Below are 26,085 nucleotides of genomic sequence, written 5' to 3'. Positions count from 1 at the left end.
TTATACTAATATAGGTGAAAATATACTCAATTTGAATAATTTAATAAGAATTAGAAATATATACTTATGTAATAAAAGATTAAAGATTAACTTTCATAAACTTACAATAGTGATAAAGATTATACACTCTCGTATTCGTTAGTTAATAGTTACATCTCCATAAAAACGATATTCACCCATATAACAGAAAAAATGGACAAACAGCTTACCGATAAATTATATCTTGTGTAACCATTTGCCCTTTTTCTGTCTTTAGTTATCTTAAAATAATTATCAAACTCACTGAAAACCTTGCGTTTAGGCACTTTATATAAATCCTTACATCATCATATGAGGGTTGATATCGATTTTTAATGCCAATTTCTTTTTAATAAACATTTCATGATAATAGTCGTCTAAATAACGTAAGGCATCGATTAAAGCAGGTTCACTTTTATATTTAACTAAAACTTGAAACCGATATTCGTTATTGATGCGTGACAATGCTGATGGTGATGGACCTAATACAAACGCTTTATCTGTAAGATGTTGTAACAAAATTTGATGAACATGTGATGCAGCTTGCAATACTTCCTTCATTTTTTCATGGGTAATTGTAAAATTGATGAGATAGTAATACGGTGGATATTGAGCAAGCTTTCGATACTGCATCTCTTTTTGATAAAAGCTGACATAATCATTTTGTTGGACATCATACACGGCATAATGATGAGGATTATAAGTTTGAATAATTACTTCTCCTTTTTTATCATGTCGTCCTGCACGACCTGCAACTTGTGTTAATATTTGGAAAGTCCGTTCACTCGAGCGAAAATCTGGCAAATTAAGCATCGTATCTGCATTCAAAACACCGACTAATGTGATATTCGGAAAATCCAAACCTTTCGCTATCATCTGTGTTCCTAATAAAATGTCACCTTTTCCCTCTCCAAACTGTTTCAACAGCTTTTCATGACTTCCTTTTTTAGTCGTTGTATCAACGTCCATACGTATAATACGCGCCTCAGGAAAACGTTGATTGAGAATTTCTTCGACGCGCTGTGTCCCCGTCCCCATTTGACGAATATGTTCACTTCCACAATTTGGACATTGAGTAGGCGCTGGTTCTTGGTGACCACAATAATGACATTTCAACTGATCAGAGGATTTATGATATGTCAGTGAGATATCACAATTAGGACATTGAGGCACATGACCACAATCTCGACATAACATAAATGAGGCATAACCCCGACGATTTAAAAACAGTACGACTTGTTCTTTTTTATTCAAGCGATCTTCAATCGCATCTGACAGTGCATTTGAAAATAATGAGCGATTGCCATTCGCAAGTTCTTCACGCATATCTAAAATTTCGATTTCAGGTAAAGGCTGTTGATTTACACGTGTAGGCATGGCAAGTAATGTATATACGCCTTTTTCTGCTCTTGCATAACTTTCTAAACTTGGTGTTGCACTGCCTAAAACAAGTGGACAATGATGATATCGACTACGCCATTCCGCAATATCTTTCGCATGATATCTAGGATAATCTTCTTGTTTATATGTGGACTCATGCTCTTCATCAATAATAATAATACCTAAATTTTTGAATGGCGCAAAAACACTTGAACGTGCCCCTACGCTTACTTTTGCACGACCGTCTCTTATTTTTTGCCACTCGTCATAACGTTCTCCTTTAGATAAACCAGAATGCAGCACTGCCACCTCATCCCCAAAGCGACGTTTGAAGCGGATAACCATTTGCGGTGTGAGTGCAATTTCTGGTACAAGCATCATTGCTTCTTGATTATGTGCTAAAACTTGCTCAATAATTTGTAAATAGACCTCTGTTTTGCCTGAGCCAGTAACACCGTGCAGTAAAAACGTCTCTGAACGTTGATTTGTGACAGCATCTTCTAACTTCACAAAAGCTGCTTGTTGCTCAGAGGTTAAAATACGCTTTTGATCTTGCTCAAATATACGTCCTTCATACGGGTCTCTTTCGACAATGGCATCGTATTTTTCAATTACACCTTGCTTCTCTAAAGTATTGATTGCTGACTCTGAGAAAGTCATTGCCTTTAGTTCTTTTAGACTCACATCTCTATGATATTCATCTAATAAAAAAGCGAGCAATTCATATTGTTTTGGCCTTTTAGTGAGTGTTTCTAAATGCGCTTCTGCTGCTTCAAAATCATTTACGCGTACTGCACGCTGTGTTTTCTTTGACGTGTTTTGAGATAAAATCGTCACACCTTCAACGACATCTTTTTTCATATAAGACCACATTTCAGTAATATTTTGGTCCGCTTGTGCTTGTTTATAAAAGTAGATTCCATCGTTATTAAAACATTGTGCTAGCCTATCTGGTAGCTGCGTGCGGTCTTTTATTTTAAAGGCTTTAGAATATTTCGCTTTAATTGCACTCGGTAACATCGCCTCAAGTATCGATATTCGCTTTGAAATAAAATAATGGCTGTACCATTCACTTAATTGCACTAATTCATCAGTAAGTTCAGGTTGAATATCTTTAACTTCGATAATTGATTTGAGCCGAGATAAATCGTAGTTGGCTTCAGCTTCAGATACACACTTCATGACATAGCCTTGTATTTTTCGAGGTCCAAATGGAACGATAACACGTATACCAGGTTGAATAGTCCCTTCTAAGTCTTTCGGAATTTGATAATCGAAAGTTTTATCTACGCTTTTTGAAGCGATATCAACAACAACTTGAGCAATCATTGATGCCAACTACTTTCTAATGCTGATAAAATCTTTGTTGCGAGTGCTTTTTTAGGTCCTTTTTGTATCGGGTAGCTTGAACCTTCTTTAAAGAACAATGTCACTTCGTTATCATCTGAACTAAATCCAATTGACTGATCTCCAACATTATTCGCAATGATGACATCGGCATTTTTATTTTTTAATTTTTCCTTTGCATAATGCGCTACATTTTGTGTTTCCGCTGCAAAGCCAACCAATTTTTGTGTTTTTTTACGTTCCCCTAAATACTTTAGAATATCTTGTGTTCTTTTAAATTCTACAGTCACATTGCCGTCTTGTTTTTTCATTTTATGGGGTAAAGGTGTCACAGGCGTATAGTCTGAAACGGCCGCAGATTTAAATACAATATCTTGTGTCTCATAGCGTTCTACTACCGCATGAAACATTTCATCTGCTGTTGTCACTGACACAAACTCAACACCGTTAGGTACGTCTAGTGTTGTGGGCCCTGATACCAATGTCACTTTTGCACCTAAAGATACCAATGCTTCAGCTATTGCATAACCCATTTTTCCTGAAGCACGATTTGAAACAAAGCGGACAGGATCAATGATTTCAACCGTTGGACCTGCCGTTATCAGTATACGTTTATCTTTAAAATAGTTCTTTTCTGTTGATGTAGGTGTCTCTGCCCTCTCTCTTTCAAGAACATTTTTGATTTCTAATGGTTCTGCCATGCGACCTTTTGCTACATACCCACATGCTAAAAATCCTTCTCCAGGTTCAATAAAATGATAGCCGTCAGCCGTCAAAGTTTTGATATTGTCTTGTATGCGTGGATTTTCATACATATTGACATTCATCGCCGGTGCGATAAATTTTGGTGTCTTCGTTGCGAGCAAAGTTGTTGTGACCATATCATCAGCGATACCATGGCTCAATTTTGAAATAATATTGGCAGTAGCAGGTGCAACAACGATTGCATCCGCCCAATCCCCTAGTGCAATATGTTGAATTTCTTCGGGATTCTCTTCAATAAAGGTATTGGTATATACCGCATTGCGACTAATCGCTTGAAATGATAGAGGCGTGACAAATTGTAATGCGTGCTCAGTCAACATGACGCGTACATCAAAACCCACCTGTGTAAGCTTACTCGTTAAGTCAATGGCTTTATATGCGGCAATACCACCTGTTACAGCTAACAAAATATTTTTCATCATTTCCACTCCCGTTTTTTCACTCTTAAAGGCATTATAATATATTTAGCCTTCCCTTTCATTAACGCCACTTTCAAAGCTTATCTATGCATCGTTTAAATATGACTTCCATAATAAATACGCTTTTCAATAATGACTTCTTTATCGAAGACTATTGAAAAGCGCATAATTTGATATTGAGATTTAAGTCTTAATTAAAAGTTTTTCTCATCAACATGTGGATGAATTTTACTTGCAGCAATTTCTTCAAGTGCTCGTCCTACAGTTTTTTTACTGCTGTAACTGTCTAGTAATAGATGCTCAGGGTCGGCTTGGATTTCTCGTGCACGCTTAGCCGCTGTTGTAGCAATTAAATATTTAGAATTGATTTTATCTTGTAATTGATGTAGCGATGGGTATAACATTATTTTTTTGCCTCCAATAACATTTTTCTATATTTAGCTTCTATACGTTCACGTTTTAAATGTTCAGCTGCGACAATACATTGAATTCGGTCTTTTGCCAAATCAACTTCATCATTCACTACAACGTAATCATATAAATTCATCATTTCAACTTCTTTTTTTGCTTCATTGACACGACTTTGAATCTTTTCAGTTGATTCTGTGCCACGACCAATCAGACGTTCAGTCAAGTGGTCAAGACTTGGTGGTGCTAAAAAGATAAACAATGCATCTGGAAATTTTTTACGAACTTGTTTTGCCCCTTCAACTTCGATTTCTAAAAATACATCATGTCCTGCATTCATTGTATCTTTTACATATTGAACCGGTGTCCCGTAGTAATTTCCGACATACTCCGCGTATTCAATAAATTCATCTTCTTCAATTAATTTTTCAAATGCCTCTCTTGTTTTGAAAAAGTAATCCACCCCATCCGCTTCGCCTTCACGCATTTCACGTGTCGTCATTGAGATTGAATATTTATAAGATGTGTGAGGATCATCAAAAATACGTTTCCTGACTGTGCCCTTACCAACGCCAGAAGGGCCCGAGAGAACTATGAGTAAGCCTTTTTCAGTATCCATGCCGTACGACCTTTCTTCGCTATTCTTCTATTTATTTACATATCTTACCACAGTTTTTGTTATATTGTATAGAGTCGTTAAATTAAAAACTTTACGTCTGACGTCATTGTTGGCACATGTTATAATAGTGTAATGAAAAATTTTAAAGGTGGCAGATGATTATGGCATTTGATGGTTTATTTACAAAGAAAATGGTAGACGCGTTACAATTTCTTGTATCTGGGCGTATTCATAAAATTAATCAACCGGAAAACGATACAATTATTATGGTCGTGAGACAACAACGAAAAAACCATCAATTATTGTTATCTATTCACCCTAATTTCGCACGCCTTCATATTACGACTAAAAAATATGACAATCCTTTTGAACCGCCTATGTTTGCACGTGTATTCCGTAAACATTTAGAAGGTGGACGCATTAATGCCATTCGACAAATCGGAAATGACCGTCGTGTTGAAATTGATGTTGAAAGTAAAGATGAAATTGGCGATACGATTTATCGCACAATTATATTAGAAATTATGGGGAAACATAGTAATCTAATTTTAGTGAATGAAGATAGAAAAATTTTAGAAGGCTTTAAACATTTAACGCCTAATACAAATCAGTACCGTACTGTTATGCCTGGGTTCCAATATGAAGCACCACCAAGTCAAAACAAGCACAATCCATATGACGTTACAGGTCAGCAGGTTTTATCTTATATCGATTTTAATGCCGGAAAAATTGATCGACAGCTACTACAAACTTTTGAAGGATTCTCACCGCTCATCACTAAAGAAATTACGATGAGACGCCACTTCATGACTTCTGAAACATTACCAGAAGCTTATGATGAAGTGATATCAGAAACAACGATGCCATCGCAACCTGTTTTCCACAAAAATCATGAGACAGGAAAAGAAGAATTCTACTTTATGAAGTTACACCAATTTTACGATGATATCGTGACATTTGATTCGCTTCACGAATTGCTTGATCGCTTCTATGATGCAAGAGGCGAGCGCGAGCGTGTAAAACAACGTGCAAATGACCTCGTTAAGCTAGTCCAACAATTATTACAAAAATATCAAAATAAGCTCGCTAAGCTAATTGACGAACAAGCTGGCACACAAAATAAAGAAACCCAACAATTATATGGCGAGCTGATTACAGCCAATATATATCGACTTCAAAATGGAGACAGTTCTTTAGAGGCATTGAATTACTATACAGGTGAAAACGTGACCATTCCATTAGATCCAACACGTTCCCCTGCAGAAAATGCACAATATTACTATAAACAATATAACCGTTTAAAAACGCGTGAAAGAGAATTAACGCATCAAATCCAATTGACCAAAGATAACATCAATTATTTTAAAAATATAGAGCAACAGCTAGCACATATTCAAGTGCAAGAAATAGATGATATTAGAGAAGAGTTAGTAGAGCAAGGCTATTTAAAACAGAAAAAACTTCAAAGAAAGAAAAAACAACAGAAGGTTCAGTTACAATCTTACCTTTCAACTGACGGAGATACGATTTTAGTTGGTAAAAATAATAAACAAAATGATTATTTAACGAATAAACGGGCTCATAATAAGCATTTGTGGTTTCATACTAAAGATATTCCTGGCAGTCATGTAGTCATATTAAATGATGACCCATCCCAAAAAACGATAGAGGAAGCTGCAATGATCGCGGCCTATTATTCTAAAGCAGGTCAATCCGGACAAATTCCAGTTGATTATACTGCGATTCGAAACGTGCACAAACCGAGTGGCAGCAAGCCTGGATTTGTCACGTATGATAGTCAAAAGACGCTTTATGCAACGCCAGATTATGATATGATTCGTCAACTCGAATCAGAAAAAATTTAATCGTTGTAAACTTAAACACCTTATTGAGCGGTCCTCAATCTGTACATTGATTGTCATGCGAGATGACTAGGGTTGCGCAAAATACACAAAAGCATTTGCGCAACCTAGACATCTACTATCTTAAGGTGTGGTTACTGACACTTTGCAAGTATGGACCCACTTTTGATGTTTCAAACCTCACTTATTTTAAGATTTTGACATCTTTACTATCCAAATAACCTAGCCATTTATTGTTAGCATCGTAAATAGATAAATAAGTTTTTCCATTTGGATGATGATATAAGTATTTAGCTTTATATGTGCCATTTAGTTTCAAATGTTTTTCAGTCACTTTATTTTTAAAGTTTAAGTCTTTCCAGAGCGTACTATTTGAATTTAGCAGTTTCACATTTTTTTGATACGGATGTGCTGCAGGTTGATTCATCCAATGTTTAATATAATCAATGTTTAGCGCAGTTAAACGTGTCGCTCCGTTAAAATCCACATTACCATAAGTGTGTACACCAATCACTTGTTGGTTCGTATTTCTCACGCTACTTCCACTTTGACCTGGATTTGTATCCATTAAATAATGAATATTATGTTCAGTTAAATCTTTAATCACACCATTTGCACGATATTGCACATTTCCACCTTTATCTCCAGGAAAGCCAGATGTTTCAATCGGTTCATTGACATTCATGTTTGAAGTCACAGAAAGTGTTCCCGTTTTCTTACCTAAATCCGAATCCAATGTTATTAATGCCATATCATAATTCGAATCCTCTGAGTCTTGCCATTGTTTCAACGTCATTAATTTTTTAGACTCTGCTTTACCAATTTCATAATTTTGACCGTTTACACCTGCATAAACAGTAATTTTAGTCGCAAAACCTACGCCTTTTGAATACACATTATGACCAGCAGTTAATACAGCGTTATCGCCAACCATCGTACCTGAACCAATGTACGTTTTACCATCAGGGAAGGTCATATTGAGTAGAACGACTTGACGATATGGACTATCTTTGTAGTTCGAAACACGCACACGGTCATCTTTACCAAAAACTCTTTCAGGCACATTCCTTTTTTTCTCATCGATACTTTTAAGTTTACTTTGATCTAATTCAAGATGACCTGTTGTTGGAGGTTCAGTTGGCTTTTGACTTGGGATTTCGGCTTGTTGAGTTTGATGATTGTATGTTTCTGCTTGCGCAAATCCTGCAAAACTCGTTTCCAAAAGTAACCCTGTGACTAAAACAGTACTGACTAAAAATGGTTTTTTCTTCATGACACATGCTCCTTTTTTAGTTTTTTATTTATTTCACATGATATGCTTCATATCAGTAAAATAATTTATAATTTTATATACCCAATCATTCTAAAAAATATTACATGTGTAGTTAAATTTATTTTAATAGTATAAATATATTACATTAGTTAATTTATATTATTTTTACAGTATGTATCGTCTGCAACAAGTCACGATTTTGATATCAGTTAAATAAATATGCACGCTTGCTGAATTAAGTTAAGTCTAATTCATCACCTTTTAAAACACCTTTAATGTAAGACCTTAGTAGGATTGAAGACAAAAACAGTTGCATAGGCTATCAATAAAATGGTAAAAACAAGTTACAGCGACATAGAAGCTATGCGACGGACGTGGTTATGTTAAGATAAGAGTAAAGAATGCGGTCATACTTGAAACTGTAACCACGGTTTTGAAGGAGGATATACATGAAAAGACAAGATAAGCGTTTAGATTATCCTAGAATAGAAAAAATATTAGATGATGGAACGATTATTGCTTATGATAAGTATAATCAACTGAATACGGATTTAAATGTTCATACATTAACAGATGCCCAACAACATCAAGTTTTTGGTGGCATATTGATTAACACGGCAGATCATCAAAATAAATATTATACTGATCGTGATTATCGCTATGAACAAGAACAACGAGAAGCACTCAACCAAAGTAAAAGTAGAAACAAATGGCTCTTATCCGGCTTTATCATTATTTTATTACTGTTAGTTGTTTTTATTGTAAAGTCTTGCAGTAGTAACGATACACAGAATGAGACATCTGATCAAAATAACGCGACGACAAATTCTCAACAAACACCTGACAATAACAAATCAGAAAATCAATATGTGGAACAAAAAGATAAAGAATTACAACAACAAATTCAAGATACGAAAGATAGTATTAAAAATAACCACAGCGATACACAATCTAAAATTGATCAATTAAAGCAAGAGATTGAAAACTTAAAAAATCATACAAATGACAAACAAGCCAATAAAGTAGCTAATCAATATGATGATACCGTGGACAATTTACAAAACGCTGAAGAAGAAAGACAAAACGGTAATAACGACGCTATGGAAAAAGAATTAGAAAAAGTGAACAAAAAGCTTGATGAAATTACTGAAAAAATTAAGTCTTGGTTTAAAAACGAAGAATAATTTATATTAAAAAATGCAATGACATTTTAAAAGAAACTCTGACATATATCACAAAATAACTAGCGCTAAGATGACTTTTAATAGAAAATAGTCTTAGCGCTTCTTTTTTATGAAAAATACGTATGATATGACTTTGATTTACGAGGGGCAGCCTCAGCCACTTTTCTTTTTCATTCACATGGTGTTTAACTCCACCCTTCTAACTTCTAGCGTGTCGATTCAGGAAGTACAAGTTGGAAATTCACACCAAACTTATCTTGAACCCATGCAAACTCACGATATTGTGGTGGCATTTCTGTTTTAGGCATTAGAATAGCCCCACCATCTTTTAAACCATTATATAATGTATCCATTTCAAATTGATCTTTAACCGTCACATACAATGACATTGCTGGATTCATTTCAATCTCTGCACCATTCATATTGTCAATCGCCATGAACACTTGACCATTGAGTGTAAAAATAGAATGTTGTACCTTTCCTTCCTGCTCAGGGATTGTATCATCATATTTCACCATTGTAATAATTTCACTATCTTGAAATAATGATGTATAACGCTGTATGGCTTCTTCAGCATCCCCATTAAACATTAAAAATGTAGTAATTTTAGGTATTTTCATTTTGATCGTCTCCTTCATGCAATATTTGAGAAATGGAAATTTAGTATTTTAAAATGGTAACAACGTCTTTCATTTAAATTTGAGCTTTGTCACCCTTAATTTGTTCGAACTCTGTTTTCCTTTTCTCTCCCCTATGAGATAATAGCTTTTTACAACTATTTGCTCTTTATGACTTTGCTTGATTATTTCTTTTGACTTTCACTCTATATTATAACCCGTTACAATAAGGTTAAATCATTTTTGGAGGTCATTTTATGATTAGCATGAATTTATTAATACCACTTTTAGTAATGCTTTTAATTATTGTGGGTGGCTGGTTATTTTTACGTTGGTATTTAAAATAATTATACCTCTCCTTATATACATGAATACAACCCATCAATCCTTATAGTATCGAATATAATAGCGATACCATAATGAAACGATAAAATCGAGTAGGAGAATAGCCATTAATTGACTATTCGTCCTCTCACACCACCGAGCGTACGGTTCCGTACTCAGCGGTTCAATATCTTGCGTAAGCCAACTCTGCAAGCTGGGCTAATAGTATCAACCCCCACTTGTAGAGTTGTTTTGTTGTAAGTAAACGATGAACCTCGTACGTGTTCGATAATCGCCAGTACTTTTTGCGAGACTGTGCGATTTTCATTGCACTTTTATGGTCAAGACCGTATTGGCGCAACATCTTATATTTAGTTCTTACTCTTTTCCACCGTTTAAGAATGAATTGTCTAAGTCGGCGGTTTAACCAGGACTGCGTGGTTTCAATAAATCCTCTGATAAAACCTCTGCCAAAGTAATTTATCCAACCACGCGTCACTTGGTTAATTTCATTGATAATGTCTTTAAAGGTACCGGGTCTATTTCGTTTCGTTATTTTCCTTAAGGCGCGTATTAAATTTCTTTTTGCTTCCGTAGTCGGTCAGAAACGACAAACCCCATTGACCTTGGTTATTAGACAACTCAAGAACTTTAAACGTGTGATTGCTCCTACTTTACTTTTCTCTTCATTGACAACCAACTTCAGTTGCTTTTCAATGAATTTCGTTACACTCGTCATTACGCGTTCACCTGCACGTTTTGTGCGAGTGTTTGCGTCCGACTTCCTTCAGATTCCACTTCACAATGGACACCCTTGTCTTTCGCTAACAGTTCCTACTACCAAGCCTGTAACGGACTTTCACCGTCAAGTTGTTACCCATGCCGGGCGCACTATAAATACCCCTAAAGCTGAAATTATGCACTTCAGCTTTAGGGGTTCGCTAAACAGAAACGACGTTGGTGGTTTGACACACCAATGTATTTCTAAAAACTTATTGTGAAATTAACACTTTATGAGATGCATTCACACGGCCTTGCTTGTCAATTTCAGTCACTTTTACATTTAATGTATCGCCGATTTTTAATACATCTTCTACTTTATTAATACGCTCGTTTGAAATTTGAGAAATATGAACTAAAGCATCTTTACCTGGGAATAACTCAACAAAAGCGCCAAATTTCTCAATACGTTTAACTTTTGCATCGTAAATTTGTCCGACTTCTGCTTCTCTGACAATATTTTCAATCCAACTACGCGCTTGATTGATCATATCTTGTTCCGTTGAGCCTATAAATACTGTACCATCTTGTTCAATATCTAATTTAACACCCGTCGCATCAATAATTTCATTGATTTGTTTACCGCCTGGTCCAATTACGTCTCGAATTTTTTCAGGCTTAATTTGCATTGTTTCAACTTTAGGTGCGTAAGCACTTAGTTCTGTTCTAGGTTGATTGATGGTTTGCATCATATGGTCTAAAATCGCTAAACGTCCTTTACGTGCTTGTTCAAGCGCTTCTTCAATCACTTCTTTAGTTAAACCATCTATTTTAATATCCATTTGAATCGCTGTGATACCTTCAGTCGTTCCCGCTACTTTGAAGTCCATATCACCTAAAGCATCTTCCATGCCTTGGATATCCGTTAAAATCGTATATTGATCATCACGTGTGACAAGCCCCATTGCAATCCCTGCAACTGGTGCTTTAATCGGCACTCCTGCGTCCATTAAAGCTAAAGTAGAACCACAAATAGAAGCTTGTGATGAAGAACCATTAGATTCTAAAACTTCACTTACAATACGCACAGTGTATGGGAAATCTTTTTCATCTGGAATGATATATCTCAATGCACGTTCACCTAAAGCACCATGACCAATTTCACGTCTCCCCGGTGCTCGAACAGGACCTGTTTCACCTACAGAGAAGTTCGGGAAATTATAATGATGCATAAAACGTTTATGCTCTTCTTCACCCAAACCATCAATGATTTGATATTCTGAAATTGAACCTAGTGTTAAAACAGATAACGCTTGTGTTTGACCTCGTGTAAACAAGCCAGATCCATGGGCACGTGGTAATAAACCAACTTCTGATGATAAAGGTCGAATCTCATCTGGCTTACGACCATCTGGACGGATTTTTTCGTCCGCAATTAATCTTCTTACCTCTTCTTTGATTAACGTATTAATAATCGCATTAACTTCTTTTAATAAAGCCTCATTTTCAGGATCTTCTTCGTCTTCAAAGTTTGCAAGGACACGTTCTTTAATCGTATCAAGGTTTTCTTCGCGCTCTTGTTTTTCAACCGTTTGAATCGCTTGATTTAGTCCTTCATTTTGAGTCATTTCAGTTACAGAATCAATAAGCGTTTGATTTTTTTCTTCTGGAATAAATTCTTGTTTTTCTGGTTGTAAATGTGCAATGATTTCTTCTTGAAATGCACATAAGCGTTTAATCTCTTCGTGACCAAATAATATCGCTTCTAGCATCTCAGCTTCAGTAATCTCACTTGCACCTGCTTCAACCATGTTAACAGCATCTTTATGGCCTGCAACTTCTAAGTCTAGACGTGATACTGCTTTTTGCTCTAAGTTTGGATTGATGACGTATTGGCCATCAACTAATCCGACATTTACCCCTGCGATAGGACCTTGAAATGGGATGTCAGAAACACTCAGTGCCATTGAAGAACCAATCATTGCTGCCATTTCAGGAGAACAATTTGGATCTGCACTTAATACTGTGTTAATGATTTGGACATCATGACGATAGCCATCAGGAAATAATGGTCGTATCGGACGATCAATCAAACGTGCAGTTAATGTAGCTTCATCACCTGGACGTCCTTCTCTTTTTTTAAATCCACCCGGAATTTTCCCAGCCGCATACATTTTTTCTTCATAATTAACAGTCAACGGGAAAAAGTCACCATCACGTGGCTCTTTTGAAGCTGTTGCTGTAGATAGTACAACGGTATCACCGTATCGAACGAGTACAGCACCATTTGCTTGTTTCGCCAATTGTCCAGTTTCTATTGTTAACGGTTGGTTTGCCCATTCCGTCTTGAAAACCTTTTTTTCTTGAGACATGATAAATCTCCTCTCCTACCTCTTTACATTTCGTACCCTTTTACTATCAATATTATAGCTTACATTTTTGCCATTTAATAGTAAAAAAAAGAGCCGGGTACGATAATTGTCCCAGCCCCATTGATTCGTCTTAATTTAACTCTCTAAAATTAGCGACGGATACCTAATGATTTAATTAATTCACGGTAACGTTGGATGTCTTTGTCACGTAAGTAGTTTAATAAGTGACGACGACGGCCAACCATTTTTAATAAACCACGACGTGAGTGGTGGTCTTTTTTGTGAATACGTAAGTGATCGTTTAATGCACTGATTTCTGCAGTTAATACAGCGATTTGTACTTCAGGTGAACCTGTATCTGTTTCGTGTGTACGATATTCTTTAATTAATTCATTTTTACGTTCTTGTGAAATTGCCATTTGTCAATTTCCTCCTTTAATTTTTAATTGTGCCTCTATCTGAGTCAGGCGTCGGAGTCTCAACCTACCAAGATAAAGGTCTCTATCCTAATATCAATAGACTTAACTATTATAAGATACTTCATCGTCAAAATCAACAGCCAATAAATATTTTGCACGTTCTTTATCCTGATTCATTTGGGCAACAAGCGGGTCTATGCCATCAAATTTCAGCTCTGGTCGAATAAAATGATGCCAATAAATAGTGACACGTTCACCATAAATATTTTCTTCAAAATCAAAAATATTTACTTCAATAACGACTTGAGGCAAATCTTCGTGAAATGTAGGTTTCACACCAATATTGCATACCCCTCTATACACTTTTTCTTTCGAACCAATGACTAGACTCACTGCGTAAACGCCTTTTGTAGGAAGAACGTAATCATCACTCGGTTCAATATTGGCAGTTGGGAAACCAATCGTTCTGCCTCGTTTTTCTCCTTGAACAACTGTTCCTTTAATACGATAACGATATCCAAGTTGTTCATTGGCCTTTGCTAAATCACCTGATTTTAACGCGTTTCGTATAGCAGTCGTTGATATTTTCTCATCATTCAATTCTTTTTTTCCTACTGTAATACATTCGAATTGCGACTGATATTCTTGCATCATCGCCATATTCCCTTTGCCATATTTACCAAATGTAAAGTCAAAGCCTGCAATAATTGCACGTGCATGATTTTTTACTAAATAAGACTGAACAAATTCATCAGGCGATACTTCTGCAAAACGCGATGAAAAGTTAACCACGAGACAGTAATCAATATCATATTCGCCCAATAAAGCAACTTTGTCATCTAAAGGGGTTAAATAAGTAGTTCTTTTTTGTTTTGGATTCAATACAACTGATGGATGTGGATCAAATGTCATAACCGCTTTTTTGAGTCCCTTTTCTTTTGCAGTCGCTTCTAATTGTTCTAAAAGTGCTTGATGACCACGGTGTAGGCCATCAAAAAATCCCAAAGCCAACGCAATATCTTCTTGTATATATTGGTTAGGTTGGATGGGATGTGTAATTTCAATAACTTCCATAATCGATAATCTCCTTTAATTAAAAACCTTTTTAGGCTTTATTTCCTCTTGACGAGATGGATGTCTTTCATAAATGGCCATAACACGACCTGTTTCACCATCTATCATAACAATTTGGGAGTCAAAAGAAACATCAAATGCATTTTTTAAAAACTTCTGTCCATTTTTAATTTTTAATTTTAAAACTTCATCCATGACTTGATATATAGGTAAAGCTTTCAGACCATAGATGATCGGCAACAGTTTTTCTTGTAAACGTTCTTCTTCATGTAGCATTTCAATTTCACTCAAACTTAAGGCTTGTTCTAAAGATAAACCACCACTCACCGTTCGGGTCAGACGTGACATATGTGCTGGGACATTTAATGCTTTTCCAATATCTGTAGCTAGTGTACGGATATACGTTCCTTTACCACATGTCACTTCAATTTCAAAACGTATCATTCCATCTTCAAAATGCAACTCTGACAACCGTGCAATGTGTTCAATATAAATTTTTCTTTCCGGTCGCGCTACGGTTTCACCTTTTCTTGCATACTCATAGAGTTTTTTTCCGTTTACTTTTACTGAAGAATACATCGGAGGAATCTGTGTCGTCCAACCTTCAAATTTTTGCAAAACTTTATCAATTTGCTTAGCATTAATATCGGATGGTTGTAATCTAACTTGCTCTAATACATCACCAGTTTGATCTTCAGTCGTTGTGGATAAACCGAGTGTGACCTCAGCATGATACGTTTTACCCATTTCCATGACATAGTCACTGACCTTTGTGGCTTGCCCAATACAAACGGGCAAAACACCATCCACTTCAGGATCTAATGTGCCAGTATGGCCGATTTTCTTTGTATTTAGAATTTTACGCAACTTAAAAACGACATCGTGACTGGTTAATCCGCGTGGCTTATTTACTGGTAAAATGCCGTGGTACATTTCATCTACTCCTTTTCACAAAAAAACTAGAATACGTTGATCCCTTCAGAAAATCAGGCTACGTATTCTAGCGCATGCTGTTAATCTCTCTTGTTTAAATCTTGAATCAACTGCTCAATACGATTACCGTATTCAATGGATGCGTCATATTCAAATTGCAAATCGGGTACAATTCTAAGTCGCATACGTTGACCAATTTCTGATTTAATAAAACCTTTTGCTTTTTCAAGACCTTTAAAAGTATCTTCACGTTCTTTATCATTGCCTAAAACAGTCAAATAAACTTTTGCTAATGATAAATCATTTGTAGGTTGAACATCAGTAATTGTTAAAAATCCAACTCTTGGATCTTTCAATTTGTTATTGATAATGTCCATTAACTCTTTTTTCATCTGTTCACCAACACGTTCTGCTCTCATATTCATAGTTATGCCTCCTTTCACTTTATTCGTAGCGTTTTCCTCATTTACACATTATAAAGGACATCCTAAATATGCGTCAATCTAGTTTACCATCGCCCTAGTCTGCCTTGAAATAGATAGTAGGTCATCTTTTATATTCTGCACTAAAGTCAGACTTGAACTTCCACATTAAAAAATACACTTTCCTGTATTGTAAACATATTAAACAAACAGAAAAGTGTATTGCTATAACTCATTTATACATTATCATGCTATTTGTTCGTCGTTTTTACTTCCTTCATTTATTATAATTTATTTTAATTTATTTTACATTTATCCTTTCAGCTTGTTAGTCTTTGTTTTAATTTATTTTCTCACGTAAAAACTGCACTTACTTAACCATAAGCGCAGTATATACTAGGGCAATTTTCACATTTCAACTTACTTCTCAAACACTCTAAATTTAAAATGAATATTTTTTTACTTTTATAGATTAGTAATTTATCAGCATACAATTTCTTCATATTCCTACTAACTGTTTCTCTAGTCAACATAGATAGTTCTGCTAATTCTTTATGTGTCAAATCTAAATCAATTAATATTCCGTTTTCTTTTTCTAATCCAAATGTATTTGCAAGTTTTACCAAACAAGCAATTAAGTTTAAGCTCTTCTCTTGAAAAGATGTATCTCTTATTGTCATGTTCATTCTTGAATAAAGAATTGTTATCAACTGTCGTAAATCTTTTTTACTTTCTACTCCTGCATTCCTGTTGAAAAAGTCTTTGTTGATAATTTTCATGCGCATTTTACTTTTAGCTTTTATTGACATATAAGAACTTTCAATATATTGTACTGAGCCTGATTTTAGAACGTTTATTATCCTACTTTCACCGTTATTATAATAATGTTTTACAAATAACACCCCTTCATCTACAGCTATTATCACATCATTATCAAATTTAACTTCTTGCGATTTGTTTAATTTTAATGTATCACCGGCAACTGTAATAAATTCTAATAAGGCACCCATTTAATCCCCCTTATGTGTTAAATCTTTTGTAACGAAACACTATAAATAAAAACAATAATACTATAATAGATAACACAATTGCACCGTTCATATACAAATTAAAACGACTTATTTCTTCTATATTACTATTTAAAGCTACAAAATTAGGTAAATAAATTTTTAAATCCTTTATACTAAGAAAAACAGACATAATTATATCAATTACTATTACAACTATAACACTGCTAAATGATTTAATAAATAATGATATTAAAACCATTGTTAGCATTAAAACAATTAAATATAATACTATGAAAAATGATTGAGTTAGTATTTCTGAAAAATCACCTTTTTCAAATTTATCTGTTAAATAAATATCACTATTTTTTACAAAAAATTTATACGCTAAAAACGAAATAAGATTGAATATAGTTACAAAGAAAAAAGGTATCAGTATTAATAAAACCATTTTCACAGTTATATTTATAACTCTATTAGGGAATCGTACAAGTTCATATATTATTTGTCCTCCCACGATATGGTTTGTAAACTGCGAATATACGAACAAAATAAAAATATAGTGCAATTTGAAAGTAAAAAGTAGTTGAACCATCGTTAATATAAAAGTTGTAATTCCAACTTTCCCTCCTATTTGTAGCCAACTAGGGTTACTTTTTATAATAATCCCCCAAACAATAGGATAAAGTAATATTAAAAGTAAAAATAAGGTTATTAAACTATGTTCCATCTTATTGAGTTCAAAACGTAAGAGTTTTAACATAATGAATCCCTCCTGCTATTCAATGTATTGATTGATTTTTAAATCAATTTTTTTCATTTCTTCTTTTTTAAACTTTGACAATACTTCATACAGCAGTTCAGTGTCATTGTTTAATATCAGTTCGTTGTTATTAATAATAACTCCTTTTCTACTTTTTATTTGTTCTAGGCTATCAAATGTTTCATACGTCAAAATAATTTTTTTAGAGATTAATTTTTTTGTTTCAGTTAATTTTCCATCTGATAAGTAAACAAATCTATCACACATGCCATCTATCTCTGATAATTGATGACTTGAAATTATTATTGTCACACCTTGATTCCTTAAATCAATCAGTCTTTCTTGTAGTTTTAAGACTCCTATTGGGTCTAAACCTACGTATGGTTCATCTAAAATCAATAAATCATAAGGGTAATTTAGAACTATAGCTAATCTTAATCTTTGTTTCATACCAAAAGAGAAATTTTTAACTTTTCTTTTATAAGGTAAATTATATTCATCTAAAATGCTTGTATATTTTTCTTTAAAACTAGCATTATTTAATATATCAATCATTCTCAAAGTTTGTATTGCATTTAAATTCAAATATGTATCTTCTTGTAACAACATTCCAATACGTTGCATTTCAACTGAATTTTTTTGAAAAGTTGTGCTTCCTTGAAATTCTATTTTACCATTATAATTTATTAGTCCGAGTATCGCTTTCATTAGTGTTGTTTTCCCTGTTCCATTGTTTCCTATTAACCCAACTATTTCTCCTGTTTTCACATTTAGATTTATATTCTTTAGTATATTTTTTTTTGAAAAACTAACACTTAAATTTGTAATTTTCAACATTTTTCTCACCTCTTAAAAAAAGTGAGGCGCACAAAGCACACTCACTTTTTAAACTTTTAAATACTCCACGATTTAATATTTTTACCTGCGGAAATACAAATTCCTATAACGCCACCAGATGCACAACCTTTTTTGTTACTAAATAATTTCGTACAAAATAGCATAGTATCACCTCCTATAGTGCTTCTTCTAACTCCTTAATTAAGTTGTTATAAAATTTATAATAAAAACCACAATAAGGGTCTTTACCATCTTTTTCACCTGTATGTAAGTATGCTCTTGCTCTACAACCTCCACCACATAAATACCTTACATTACAGTTTTTACAGCCTTTTAAGTCGTCTACAATGTAGTTTTTAAAAAATGAGTTTTGTTGAGATTCTATTGCATCAGATAAGGTAATATCTTTCAAATTGCCTAAGATCATACCTTCCAACATAAGCATATGACATGGATAAATGTCTCCATCTGAGCTAATTGCAATAACTCCATCGCCTACACCACAAGACTTATTAGTTTCTAAACTTTTATAAGCATTAACATCACAAGTAACACCATTTAGTTCTGATAAAGCAATAGACAAATCATTCAAACCTTCTTTATTAAAAATTAATGAGCTGTATTGATTTGAGTTGTCAGTTGTTATCATACTAAAAGATATACTAACACCAAGCCTATCTGCTAATTCTTTAAATTTATACATATCCTTTACATTTTTTTGATGTATAGTAGGAAGTATATTAACTTTAAAATCGTGCTCTAAAAATTTATTTATATTCTTAATTATTCGGTCATGAATACCGTCATCACGAATATATCCCTTTGTTTTATTATCAAAAGTATCTATAGAGACTGAAATCTCATCAACATATTTATTAAGATGTTTAAGTACGTGATTATTCACTATAGTTCCATTTGTAATCAGAATTAACTCTTTGACTTCTCTATCTTTTATATACTTACAAATATCTACAATATCTTTTCTAATTAAAGTTTCTCCCCCGGATATTACTATTGTCTTCACATTGTGTCTTACTAATTCGTCTACTTCTTTCTTAATGAAAGCTAAACTTTTGTCTTTAGCAATGTTTCTGCTGTCATTCATTGAGTAGCAGCCTACACAATTTAAATTACATCTGTTTGTTACATGTAAATACGCTGAACCAACAGAGTTATCGTCTTCACACTCATAATCGTCAAGAAAGCCATTACCTTCCATATGTTTAAATAGAAAATTAATATTATCGCTAAACCCATTCAACTCTTCTTTTTCATATGGCATTCCTTTTATAAAAGAATATCCCTCATTATCAAGCCCTATTATCAAGCTATTACCCAAATTGAAAAGCATCGGGATCTCATTTACAGTTTGAAGTTTGACATTTTTGTTTAGTTTAACGACCATAATCTTCCCCTCTTTTTCTCATCTTTTTAGCACGCATGTTTATTCCGAAATAAGATATACCGATAGTAATACCTAACAGTATTAAATATGAAAAAAATAGTTGAAATGGTGAGTTTGATTGATTACTAACTTTTACATCGGCAGAAAGTATATTTTTTGAGTTTTCTATGACTTTGGCTATGTCGTCATTTTTTATCACGCTAGGAATATTTAGCAAAGCTGTTGAAATCACTGTGTTTAAAATTAAAGCTACATGATTTATTTTTTCTGAGCTAAAAATTAAAATATTAAAAACAATAATAACCACCAAAGGTATAATTATTAACATCAACATAAAAGTAAAGACATTTAAGCTGGGAAATATGGAAATATTTATCGCTATTAGCGCAATCATTATCCCATACATAATTATAATTTTATTCATTTTAAAATCCTCCTTAAACTAGTAGATTGTATATTGTATGTATAAATACTGTGTCTTTAATATCTTTAGTTTTGTAAGCAATAGCCCCTAAAATTAAACCTAAAAACATGCGTAATGTGATATTTATAATAAAACTTTCTGAGTTATGTAAAATAACTGCGAACAAGAGTGAAGAAATTATTAATGAAGTAGAGACATTGAAAATTTCTAGTAATCTACCTAAAATAATCTTTCTGTAGAAAAACTCCTCTGACAAACCTACTATTAACATGGCAACCAGAAATTCTTTATTTTGATAATTCAAAAAAATCAATATAATATAAAAGATTAATCTCACTAAATATTTCCAGTTAAACACATTGTTAAAAAATTTAATAGGCAAATTGAACTTTCTATATGTCAATGCCGGTAATAACAAGAAAACCAACAGCATTGACAAGGAAGTACCAGAAATATATTCAAGTCTTTGCCCCAATAATATTGAAAACACTATAGCAAAAACAACAAACAAAAAGATAGTTGTACATGAAGCAGTTACAACTTCCAAAATTACCATTTTTTTACTTTTCATTGTTTACCACCTAAATAAATTATCCCATTTATTTAAATTCATTTCAGTGATTTCTATCACAAATAAATAATTATTTTTAGTTGTTTTTAATAATTTACAAGTAAAAACTAATTTTAACGAGGTGTATCACAATTAGTTATTTTCATTTTATGCAAACCGAACATAAGTTCTATAATATATTCTGAGGTGCCACCATGATTGATAAAAACTTACCACCAGAATATCAATATGAAACTGATTACAGAAAAATACCGAGACGATATCTTAACCCCAGAATATCTAAGGATCGAGGTATGGTTAAATGGCAACCCTTTAAGACTATACCTGACCAATACAGACTGATAAGTGAGTATGAAGAAAATCAAAATGAAGTACATAAGCCATTGCTGACTGATGAACAAGTGTTACATTTAAATCAACAAATTCAGTTTGCTATATACAACAATTTTTACGTTTCCGTAGACTATTGGAAAGACGGTTATATGCGAAACATAAAAGGATTTATTAAGAATATAGATGAAATCAAAGAGTAAATACAAATCACTCATGAACGTGGTACTGATTCTCGTTATCTTTTTACGTTCTATATAATATCGAAAAGAGCCTGGGACATAAATCCCAAAATAATAGCGTAGAGATGATTCGTGATCGAATCACCTCTACGCTTTTCTTTATCTGCCGTGATATTTGATAAATGCGTAATTTGTTTGTTGGTTATCGCTAGCCATCTGATTGTAACTTAAAACCATTTCTTTAAGCAAATCTCTCTTTTGCTTTGATAAATTGTCTTTAGCAACCAAATCCTCATTTACATATTTATCTCCCAAACTATTTTGAGATATGTATTTTTCCATATCGTTTATTTCTTGTATTATTTCAGCATAAAGTTCTTGGTCTTTTTTATCTATGCGTCGTCAATTACTGTTTGCTTTGCGCTAACTGGTTCCACAATAAAAGTAAAACATAATATCAAAGAGATAAAAGAAAAAAGTATTTTATTAATTTTATTCATATTATCTGCTCCCTGAAAAGTATCCTAATCCGAAAAATAGTAAAAAAATAATCAATGGTATCAAAACAAATAAATTAACCATATTTACTATAAACCACGTTAACCCAACTTTTCTCAGTTTTGTATCTGCGGCGCTAATATGCCAACCAGAAAATACACCAGCAGCTAATGATGTTGCGCCAAAATAAATCAATAAGTCTCCAACACTTTTCGTAAAAATTAAACAAATAACTATTCCTAAAATTAAAAATAAATAGTTCAGAGCATTAACGATACGTATTGCTCTAACCATGAGCCTCACCTTCCTATAAAATAATATTTTTCTCTTATATTGTATAAACATAGATTTAAATCAAAACCACCCGTGTGAATGGGTGGTTTGTTCTTCGGCTGAAAGCTTCTGTTACTGACCAGCCCTTATAAGGGCACTGAGAAAATCAGCCAACCGTATCTACATAGAAATCTTTACACCAATATTTTCTATTTCCATATCTATTATAAATGCTAATTTAAAAATGTACACTCTCGCTTGAATAAGTATGTACAAAAACGACTGTTTTAATCATAATTTGATTGAGGTGAAATTATGAACTATACAGTCAAAATAGATACAGAAATTAAAATTACAAGCCTTTCAAAACTTACCAAAACTGAAAGAAATGATGGAGAGTGCAAAAATGAAAATCAATAAAAGTAAGTTAGCTCGTGATCTTGGTAAAGATAGACAGACAATCGACAAATACTTAAAAGGTTTCACACCGTCAAGTTCTCGAAAAAGAACTTCAAAAGTTGATAAGTACTACAATGTGATTCAACTACTTTTATCAGAAGAAAGTCCACAAACCTTTTATTATAAAAGAGTATTATGGCAGTATCTCAAAGATAATCATGGCTTAGAGTGTTCTCAATCACTTTTTAGAAGTTATATATCGAAACACAAAGCATTTAATGATTATTTTAAAACGGGGCTAAAATTAAAACGCTTAAAAGCGTTGCACGTTACGAAACAGCACCAGGCACTCAAGCACAAGTGGACTGGAAAGAAAACATCAAATTTAGGTTAAAAGACGGCAATATCATTGAAGTTCATATCGCCATGTTAATCCTGTCTTACTCTAGATTTCGAATTTTTAATATTTCAACCACAAAATCACAAGAAATACTGAAGTCTTTTTTAACCCAGTCATTTGAAATGATTGGTGGGGTTCCTAAAGAACTACTCACAGATAATATGAAAGCAGTGATGGATCAGCCCCGTACGAGATTCAGTAAAGGTCAAATCAATCGTCGATTCGAACAATTCGCGCATGATATGGGAACAAAAGTCCGACCATGTATAGCAGGAAGAACTATGACAAAGGGTAAGGTTGAAGCTTCTATGAAACTACTTGATGAAATCCATGCCTATCAAGGCAAATTTAATTTGTCTGAGCTTCATGAATATATCTCAAAACTGAATCAAAGAGTAAATTATCAGCTACACCAGGGTACGGGAAAAATACCGATTATTGAATTAGAAAAAGAAAAGAGCCACTTACTTCCACTTCCTACGGAAAAAGTAAGAGACTCCTATAGAATAATTGGACAACATGTAAAAGTTAACGCTTCTAATATGATTACGTTTCAAGGAAATCAATATTCAATACCATCTGAATATGCCGGAAAGCGCGTGCAATTACAAGTGTTCAACCATGAACTACATGTATATTATAACATGAAGCTGATAGCGTGCCACTCTATAAGTAACGCCAAGTTGAATTATAAAGAAGAACATTATATTGAAGCGCTTCAATTATCATCCCCATATTATCCAGACATTGACGATTTAGCGAAAGAAAATTTAAAAGCCATTGGAGAGATGTATGAATGATGAAAACGAACTCTAACTACAGACAACTCCTAGATAATTTAGAGTATCTAAAAATGAAACAAATGATATTACATCTGGATGAAGTTGTAGATTTTAATATTAGGAATGATGGTTCTATTATCGATTCTCTGATTAAGCTTACGAACTATGAAGTGGATATAAGAGAAAAAAATATGATTCAATCTATGGTTAAGGTGGCGGTATTCCCATTTCAAAAGGAGCTTAGTAGTTTTGATTTTGAGTTTCAACCGAGTATTAATCCACAGCAAATCAGGGATTTTATGTCTTTAAGATTTATAGAAAACAAAGAAAATATCGTTTTTCTAGGTCCTAGTGGGGTGGGTAAAACCCACCTCGCAACCGCATTAGGTATAGCTGCTGCTAAAAAAGAAATAGCACCTACTTTATAAAGTGTCAGCAGTTGATTGAGAATTTACGTAAGGCTCACAATGAAGGGAGGCTTGAAACTAGGCTTAAACATTATAGTAAATACAAGCTTTTAATTATTGATGAAACCGGATATTTACCAATTGATGTTCAAGACGCAAAGTTGTTTTTTCAAGTTATTGATCGTCGATATGAAAAGAAAAGCACTATACTTACCACGAATATTAATTTTAAAGCATGGGATGAGGTATTCCAAGATACTAAGATAGCGAACGCAATTTTAGACCGCGTATTGCAACATGCCTCAATCGTCTCTATCGTTGGAAAGTCTTATAGATTAAAAAATCATTTCCCTTCAGAAAAAGAATAAAACTGTACATTCTTATTTAAGCAAAATTGTACATATTTATTTTGACATTTATATGTACAGTCCTCTAACCTGTGATGACCTTAGCACTAATGGGCTCAATATTTTCTCAAGAATAAGATTGTAAGTCTAATTATTACTTTTCTTGACATTTAAATACTTTTGTCGTTTCTTTATTCGAATGATTTTACGCGTTTTTTATTAGTAATGTATAAATACGGGGTTGGGGTCTCAACCTTAAATCACGGAAGAAAGGTATTAGCACCACACTAAAAAATACCACATATCGTTATATTCCTCGTGTAATCTATAGCTTTAAGTACCATAATTAAATCTTTTACCATGTAACAACTAAAGTTTCCCTTAATTCAATAATACTACACTTGGCTTTAGGCGCGGTGAGACTCAAATAAGTAGTCTGATAGCCTGCTAAATCTAAAAACAAGTTCCGTTTGCTTACAAAGGCTGAGCAGCCTATAATACACATTAAGCTTTCTACCGCCTGTCTCATTTTCAGTTGTTAATTTAATATTTGTTGATTCTTCGGCAATCTCAAATAATCACAAGGTTTAGTGTTATTTCGCATAGTATACTCACCTTGTTTTCACACGTTTATCTAGTTCTATAAATTAAGCAACGGTTTACTTAATCCTGTCTTTTAAGAAAAATACGGTTTTTATCTGTCATATTGATAATAGCTCTTTATCAAAGCGTACTGACCATATTAAATATTTGAAAGTTAAGTACTTTTAGGCTGCTAATATGCTTTAGATGCATAAAATCTTGAACACAAAATATGCAATTGCAAAAACGACGGAAATCTTTATAACCAAAAGAAATCCGTTTAATTAATCTATTTTGATTAATATTTTCTATAGAATCATTAGTTACTTTTTAATATTTTAATGTATGTCATTATGACAAATAGCGCCTAATTGGGACTGTGGGAAGAGTTGTATAAATTAGAAGCGGTTTATTATTAAAATACTGACTCTCTGTAACAATGGAGTCCCCATCTATCTATAAATAAGTCACCTCAATCCATGAGAATATACACCACACTTATAAAAATTGATATTACAGTGTTTTTTTAGCTATACACTTCTCATCAATTCATATCACTTTATAACTAACGTATTTAAAAACCTATTCACTACATATGTAAGAACCTGTAAATACAATACATATTCACATATCGAGAAATGCATTAAAAAATAGCATTCATCAATAGATTCGGAAAACGTTATAATTACTTATATTATTTAGTTGATTATATAGTATTACAA

General features: G+C 33.4%; 22 protein-coding genes and 3 pseudogenes. 5 read left to right on the top strand and 20 right to left on the bottom strand.

Going from position 1 to position 26,085, the window contains the following annotated elements; translation table 11 throughout:
- Positions 1-318: 318 nt before the first annotated feature.
- The 4 genes from priA to gmk all read right to left on the bottom strand — a co-directional run bounded on the left by priA (position 319) and on the right by gmk (position 4,956).
- Complete coding sequence (gene priA / locus C1H58_RS06710) at positions 319-2,727, bottom strand: primosomal protein N' (RefSeq protein ID WP_165545727.1); 2,409 nt, start codon at positions 2,725-2,727, stop codon at positions 319-321.
- Positions 2,724-3,929 carry a bifunctional phosphopantothenoylcysteine decarboxylase/phosphopantothenate--cysteine ligase CoaBC gene (coaBC, locus tag C1H58_RS06705; protein ID WP_207554670.1) on the bottom strand — a complete coding sequence of 402 codons (1,206 nt, stop codon included), beginning with the start codon at positions 3,927-3,929 and terminating at the stop codon, positions 2,724-2,726. The genes priA and coaBC overlap by 4 nt, the downstream gene beginning before the upstream one ends.
- Before the next feature lie 194 nt (positions 3,930-4,123).
- Positions 4,124-4,333 carry a DNA-directed RNA polymerase subunit omega gene (rpoZ, locus tag C1H58_RS06700; protein ID WP_016424859.1) on the bottom strand — a complete coding sequence of 70 codons (210 nt, stop codon included), beginning with the start codon at positions 4,331-4,333 and terminating at the stop codon, positions 4,124-4,126.
- Positions 4,333-4,956, bottom strand: coding sequence for a guanylate kinase (gene gmk, locus C1H58_RS06695; protein WP_016424858.1), 624 nt, complete (start codon positions 4,954-4,956; stop codon positions 4,333-4,335). The genes rpoZ and gmk overlap by 1 nt, the downstream gene beginning before the upstream one ends.
- A gap of 161 nt (positions 4,957-5,117) precedes the next feature.
- On the opposite strand from gmk, the gene C1H58_RS06690 reads away from it, so the two are divergent.
- Entirely contained in the window at positions 5,118-6,821 is a 1,704-nt protein-coding gene (locus C1H58_RS06690; protein ID WP_165545725.1) for an Rqc2 family fibronectin-binding protein, read from the top strand.
- A 181-nt stretch (positions 6,822-7,002) separates the two neighbouring features.
- Here C1H58_RS06690 and C1H58_RS06685 read toward each other — a convergent pair whose 3' ends face one another.
- Positions 7,003-8,091, bottom strand: coding sequence for a trypsin-like serine peptidase (locus tag C1H58_RS06685; RefSeq protein WP_165545724.1), 1,089 nt, complete (start codon positions 8,089-8,091; stop codon positions 7,003-7,005).
- 449 nt (positions 8,092-8,540) lie between these two features.
- On the opposite strand from C1H58_RS06685, the gene C1H58_RS06680 reads away from it, so the two are divergent.
- The gene (locus C1H58_RS06680; protein ID WP_165545723.1) at positions 8,541-9,275 is read left to right on the top strand and encodes a hypothetical protein; all 735 of its coding nucleotides are present in this window, start codon (positions 8,541-8,543) and stop codon (positions 9,273-9,275) included.
- A 206-nt stretch (positions 9,276-9,481) separates the two neighbouring features.
- Here C1H58_RS06680 and C1H58_RS06675 read toward each other — a convergent pair whose 3' ends face one another.
- The 13 genes and pseudogenes from C1H58_RS06675 to C1H58_RS06615 form a co-directional block, all read right to left on the bottom strand.
- Positions 9,482-9,895 carry a VOC family protein gene (locus C1H58_RS06675; protein ID WP_165545722.1) on the bottom strand — a complete coding sequence of 138 codons (414 nt, stop codon included), beginning with the start codon at positions 9,893-9,895 and terminating at the stop codon, positions 9,482-9,484.
- 505 nt (positions 9,896-10,400) lie between these two features.
- Positions 10,401-10,982 (bottom strand): annotated as a pseudogene (locus tag C1H58_RS12520) (group II intron maturase-specific domain-containing protein); the annotation flags it as partial.
- A 226-nt stretch (positions 10,983-11,208) separates the two neighbouring features.
- A complete protein-coding gene (gene pnp, locus C1H58_RS06665; protein WP_050331174.1) occupies positions 11,209-13,308 on the bottom strand; it encodes a polyribonucleotide nucleotidyltransferase in 2,100 nt (699 codons plus the stop codon).
- 149 nt (positions 13,309-13,457) lie between these two features.
- On the bottom strand, positions 13,458-13,727 hold the full coding sequence (rpsO, locus tag C1H58_RS06660) for a 30S ribosomal protein S15 (protein ID WP_016424928.1): 270 nt from the start codon (positions 13,725-13,727) through the stop codon (positions 13,458-13,460).
- Between the two features lie 102 nt (positions 13,728-13,829).
- Positions 13,830-14,801, bottom strand: a complete 972-nt coding sequence (ribF, locus tag C1H58_RS06655; RefSeq protein WP_016424927.1) for a riboflavin biosynthesis protein RibF — start codon at positions 14,799-14,801, stop codon at positions 13,830-13,832.
- 15 nt (positions 14,802-14,816) lie between these two features.
- Entirely contained in the window at positions 14,817-15,734 is a 918-nt protein-coding gene (truB, locus tag C1H58_RS06650; protein WP_050345722.1) for a tRNA pseudouridine(55) synthase TruB, read from the bottom strand.
- An 80-nt stretch (positions 15,735-15,814) separates the two neighbouring features.
- A complete protein-coding gene (gene rbfA / locus C1H58_RS06645) occupies positions 15,815-16,159 on the bottom strand; it encodes a 30S ribosome-binding factor RbfA (RefSeq protein ID WP_050331176.1) in 345 nt (114 codons plus the stop codon).
- 371 nt (positions 16,160-16,530) lie between these two features.
- Positions 16,531-17,166 carry a Crp/Fnr family transcriptional regulator gene (locus tag C1H58_RS06640; protein ID WP_165545721.1) on the bottom strand — a complete coding sequence of 212 codons (636 nt, stop codon included), beginning with the start codon at positions 17,164-17,166 and terminating at the stop codon, positions 16,531-16,533.
- Positions 17,167-17,176: 10 nt separating this feature from the next.
- Positions 17,177-17,926 (bottom strand): hypothetical protein, encoded by a 750-nt coding sequence (locus C1H58_RS06635; RefSeq protein WP_165545720.1) that lies wholly within the window; start codon positions 17,924-17,926, stop codon positions 17,177-17,179.
- Positions 17,927-17,941: 15 nt separating this feature from the next.
- Positions 17,942-18,763 carry an ABC transporter ATP-binding protein gene (locus C1H58_RS06630; RefSeq protein ID WP_165545719.1) on the bottom strand — a complete coding sequence of 274 codons (822 nt, stop codon included), beginning with the start codon at positions 18,761-18,763 and terminating at the stop codon, positions 17,942-17,944.
- A 175-nt stretch (positions 18,764-18,938) separates the two neighbouring features.
- On the bottom strand, positions 18,939-20,168 hold the full coding sequence (locus C1H58_RS06625; RefSeq protein ID WP_165545718.1) for a radical SAM/SPASM domain-containing protein: 1,230 nt from the start codon (positions 20,166-20,168) through the stop codon (positions 18,939-18,941).
- Positions 20,158-20,592, bottom strand: a complete 435-nt coding sequence (locus tag C1H58_RS06620) for a hypothetical protein (protein WP_165545717.1) — start codon at positions 20,590-20,592, stop codon at positions 20,158-20,160. Before C1H58_RS06620 ends, C1H58_RS06625 begins: the two co-directional genes overlap by 11 nt.
- 13 nt (positions 20,593-20,605) lie before the next feature.
- On the bottom strand, positions 20,606-21,163 hold the full coding sequence (locus C1H58_RS06615) for a CPBP family intramembrane glutamic endopeptidase (protein ID WP_165545716.1): 558 nt from the start codon (positions 21,161-21,163) through the stop codon (positions 20,606-20,608).
- Between the two features lie 194 nt (positions 21,164-21,357).
- Here C1H58_RS06615 and C1H58_RS06610 point away from each other — a divergent pair, with 194 nt between their 5' ends.
- Positions 21,358-21,696 (top strand): YolD-like family protein, encoded by a 339-nt coding sequence (locus C1H58_RS06610; RefSeq protein ID WP_165545715.1) that lies wholly within the window; start codon positions 21,358-21,360, stop codon positions 21,694-21,696.
- A gap of 138 nt (positions 21,697-21,834) precedes the next feature.
- Here C1H58_RS06610 and C1H58_RS06605 read toward each other — a convergent pair whose 3' ends face one another.
- Together C1H58_RS06605 and C1H58_RS06600 are read right to left on the bottom strand one after the other, a co-directional pair.
- The gene (locus tag C1H58_RS06605; protein WP_050331186.1) at positions 21,835-22,017 is read right to left on the bottom strand and encodes a hypothetical protein; all 183 of its coding nucleotides are present in this window, start codon (positions 22,015-22,017) and stop codon (positions 21,835-21,837) included.
- A 159-nt stretch (positions 22,018-22,176) separates the two neighbouring features.
- Positions 22,177-22,467, bottom strand: coding sequence for a hypothetical protein (locus C1H58_RS06600; RefSeq protein ID WP_235433145.1), 291 nt, complete (start codon positions 22,465-22,467; stop codon positions 22,177-22,179).
- A 294-nt stretch (positions 22,468-22,761) separates the two neighbouring features.
- Between C1H58_RS06600 and istA the strand changes: the two are divergent.
- Positions 22,762-24,045 (top strand): annotated as a pseudogene (istA, locus tag C1H58_RS06595) (IS21 family transposase).
- Positions 24,045-24,802: pseudogene (istB, locus tag C1H58_RS06590) on the top strand (IS21-like element helper ATPase IstB). The pseudogenes istA and istB overlap by 1 nt, the downstream one beginning before the upstream one ends.
- The last annotated feature ends 1,283 nt before the right edge of the window (positions 24,803-26,085 follow it).

It is taken from the genome of Staphylococcus sp. 191, from assembly GCF_011174885.1.
GTDB classification, from domain to species: Bacteria; Bacillota; Bacilli; order Staphylococcales; family Staphylococcaceae; genus Staphylococcus; species Staphylococcus coagulans.
This window is presented reverse-complemented; position numbering and strand designations above follow the sequence as displayed.

What these genes read in the sequence shown, in the direction of transcription:
- C1H58_RS06690 (WP_165545725.1), top strand. Translation starts at nt 5,118, where the DNA reads ATGGCATTTGATGGTTTATTTACAAAGAAAATGGTAGACGCGTTACAA.
- rpoZ (WP_016424859.1), bottom strand. Translation starts at nt 4,333, where the DNA reads ATGTTATACCCATCGCTACATCAATTACAAGATAAAATCAATTCTAAA.
- priA (WP_165545727.1), bottom strand. Translation starts at nt 2,727, where the DNA reads ATGATTGCTCAAGTTGTTGTTGATATCGCTTCAAAAAGCGTAGATAAA.
- C1H58_RS06640 (WP_165545721.1), bottom strand. Translation starts at nt 17,166, where the DNA reads ATGGGTGCCTTATTAGAATTTATTACAGTTGCCGGTGATACATTAAAA.
- C1H58_RS06610 (WP_165545715.1), top strand. Translation starts at nt 21,358, where the DNA reads ATGATTGATAAAAACTTACCACCAGAATATCAATATGAAACTGATTAC.
- C1H58_RS06625 (WP_165545718.1), bottom strand. Translation starts at nt 20,168, where the DNA reads ATGGTCGTTAAACTAAACAAAAATGTCAAACTTCAAACTGTAAATGAG.
- coaBC (WP_207554670.1), bottom strand. Translation starts at nt 3,929, where the DNA reads ATGAAAAATATTTTGTTAGCTGTAACAGGTGGTATTGCCGCATATAAA.
- gmk (WP_016424858.1), bottom strand. Translation starts at nt 4,956, where the DNA reads ATGGATACTGAAAAAGGCTTACTCATAGTTCTCTCGGGCCCTTCTGGC.
- pnp (WP_050331174.1), bottom strand. Translation starts at nt 13,308, where the DNA reads ATGTCTCAAGAAAAAAAGGTTTTCAAGACGGAATGGGCAAACCAACCG.
- rbfA (WP_050331176.1), bottom strand. Translation starts at nt 16,159, where the DNA reads ATGAATATGAGAGCAGAACGTGTTGGTGAACAGATGAAAAAAGAGTTA.
- C1H58_RS06630 (WP_165545719.1), bottom strand. Translation starts at nt 18,763, where the DNA reads ATGTTGAAAATTACAAATTTAAGTGTTAGTTTTTCAAAAAAAAATATA.
- C1H58_RS06675 (WP_165545722.1), bottom strand. Translation starts at nt 9,895, where the DNA reads ATGAAAATACCTAAAATTACTACATTTTTAATGTTTAATGGGGATGCT.
- rpsO (WP_016424928.1), bottom strand. Translation starts at nt 13,727, where the DNA reads ATGGCAATTTCACAAGAACGTAAAAATGAATTAATTAAAGAATATCGT.
- C1H58_RS06605 (WP_050331186.1), bottom strand. Translation starts at nt 22,017, where the DNA reads ATGGAAAAATACATATCTCAAAATAGTTTGGGAGATAAATATGTAAAT.
- C1H58_RS06680 (WP_165545723.1), top strand. Translation starts at nt 8,541, where the DNA reads ATGAAAAGACAAGATAAGCGTTTAGATTATCCTAGAATAGAAAAAATA.
- C1H58_RS06600 (WP_235433145.1), bottom strand. Translation starts at nt 22,467, where the DNA reads ATGGTTAGAGCAATACGTATCGTTAATGCTCTGAACTATTTATTTTTA.
- ribF (WP_016424927.1), bottom strand. Translation starts at nt 14,801, where the DNA reads ATGGAAGTTATTGAAATTACACATCCCATCCAACCTAACCAATATATA.
- C1H58_RS06615 (WP_165545716.1), bottom strand. Translation starts at nt 21,163, where the DNA reads ATGAAAAGTAAAAAAATGGTAATTTTGGAAGTTGTAACTGCTTCATGT.
- C1H58_RS06685 (WP_165545724.1), bottom strand. Translation starts at nt 8,091, where the DNA reads ATGAAGAAAAAACCATTTTTAGTCAGTACTGTTTTAGTCACAGGGTTA.
- C1H58_RS06620 (WP_165545717.1), bottom strand. Translation starts at nt 20,592, where the DNA reads ATGAATAAAATTATAATTATGTATGGGATAATGATTGCGCTAATAGCG.
- truB (WP_050345722.1), bottom strand. Translation starts at nt 15,734, where the DNA reads ATGTACCACGGCATTTTACCAGTAAATAAGCCACGCGGATTAACCAGT.
- C1H58_RS06635 (WP_165545720.1), bottom strand. Translation starts at nt 17,926, where the DNA reads ATGTTAAAACTCTTACGTTTTGAACTCAATAAGATGGAACATAGTTTA.